The sequence below is a fragment of the Staphylococcus rostri genome (genome assembly GCF_002902145.1).
Lineage (GTDB): Bacteria > Bacillota > Bacilli > Staphylococcales > Staphylococcaceae > Staphylococcus > Staphylococcus rostri.
In genome coordinates, this window is record NZ_PPRF01000060.1 from 1 (window position 1) to 2,144 (window position 2,144).

The window sequence follows — 2,144 nt, forward strand, 5'->3', positions numbered from 1 at the left end:
AATTAATATAGTGCAATTACACAAACTTTAGAAACTCGTTAGTCTAATAAAATTATTATATTATGTCATTTTTGTTAGAAAAATAAGGAATACATAAAAATATCTTATTTTTACAATAATTATAGTAATAAATAGAAATTTGTATTTAAATTGACCACTATAATATCGTATGTATAAAATTTGTAAGCGACTATATATTTTTATTTCAAGAATATATATAGGAAAAATATTTTTTAAGAGAGGTTTTGTGATGACAAGAAAAGAAAGGGCATTTAAAAAGAGTCTCGGCGAAGAAAAAGCCAGAGTCAGATTGTACAAATCCGGTAAAAACTGGGTTAAAGCTGGTATCAAAGAGATTCAACTACTCAAAATGTTAGCGATGTCTTTAGTTACAGACAAAGCTGATAAAGAACAGAATGATAAGGCAAGTGTTGGTAGTGTCATTAAGAATAATGCGCTCAAAACAACCGCAATAACGGGTGGTTTGTTTACGGTTAATATGTTGCATGATCAACAAGCATTAGCTGCATCTGAAACACCTGTAACATCAGAACTTGCGACGAATAGTCAAACAGTAGGTGACCAAACTTCTGTAGTGATTGAGCAGTCACAATCGACTACTGATAGCGAACAGTCAGCAACAGCAAGTGAATCTGAGACTACAAGTGAAAGTGATGTTTCACAATCATCATCGGATAGCGCAAGTGAAACAGTTACTTCTGAAGAACAAGCGAGTCTTTCAGAGTCAGAATCTAAGTCATTATCAGAAAGTGAAAAAGCAAGTCTTTCAGAATCGCAATCACAGTCAGAAACAGCTGATAAGTCTTCAACAGTAGAAGCATCTGAAACGTTAGCGCAATCTCAAGAAGATAAGTCAGCGTCAACAGCTTCAGATACAACAGAGACTACATACAGTATGACAACAGCAGAAGCGTCTGCATCTGAGTCAACTACAACATCAACTGCAGTGAATACTGAAACACAAAATATAAGTGGTGCGTTCTTCCGTTCGGTCAACTACTCAATGGAAAGAGCAGCTTCAACTGTGCCAACAGAACAGGTCTTTACAGGTACAGGTTATGATACGCTATATAAATTGCCTATTTATTACCACTTAAAGGTAACAAGTGATGGTAGCAACATTACGTTCCAATACACTGTTGGATATGATGATCCGAATACAGCGACTATCGAGAAACCGAATGTACCGACACAGTTAAATGTAGCAACGTCATGGGATAGTCTACATAACATGTTGAGCTTGGGTGATGGTTATGGTACGCCTACTACAGCTAAAAACGGTTATACGACTGGTTATAACGGCGAATATTTAAGCAAGCCTGCAGCTCAAAACTTTGCTGTAAATAAGATGTCCACAGGCGATGGCTATTGGTGGGATACTCAAGCTATGGGTGGTTATCAGGTTACTCAGGGTAGAGCACAGACGACGACCATTACCGTTCCTATTGTAGATTCATCTGGTGATACAACATGGACGTTTAGACCATTTGCGCATCAAGATGGTGCACTTTTAAAAGTAGATAACTATTTTAATGAGATAGTGACAGGTACGGCTGATCCTGCTCAGTCTGAAAGTCTAAGCATTTCTCAGTCACAACAGTCCGAGAGTACAAGTAAGAGTGCTTCAGAAAGCTTGAGCAACTCAGAGTCAGAATCGAAGTCAACGTCGTTGAGCAATAGTGAATCAAAATCGCTAAGTGAGTCAGAGTCGAAATCAACATCGTTGAGTAATAGCGAATCAAAATCAATAAGTGAGAGTAACTCAACGTCATTAAGTGATAGCGAATCGAAATCGCTAAGCGAGTCAGAATCGAAGTCAACATCATTGAGTGATAGTGAATCGAAATCGCTAAGTGAGTCAGAGTCGAAATCAACATCGTTGAGTAATAGCGAATCAAAATCAATAAGTGAAAGTAATTCAACGTCATTAAGTGATAGTGAATCAAAATCGCTAAGTGAGTCAGAATCGAAGTCAACGTCGTTGAGTGATAGCGAATCGAAATCAATAAGTGAGAGTAATTCAACGTCATTGAGCAATAGTGAATCGAAATCGCTAAGTGAGTCAGAATCGAAGTCAACATCATTGAGCGATAGTGAATCGAAATCAATAAGTGAGAGTAACT

The 2,144-nt window shown here is 37.4% G+C and carries 1 protein-coding gene; it reads left to right on the forward strand.

The features are described 5' to 3' along the window. Window positions 1-250 precede the first annotated feature (250 nt). The coding region (locus tag CD122_RS08845) for a KxYKxGKxW signal peptide domain-containing protein (protein WP_169926502.1) at window positions 251-2,144 on the forward strand (1,894 nt) is incomplete at its 3' end.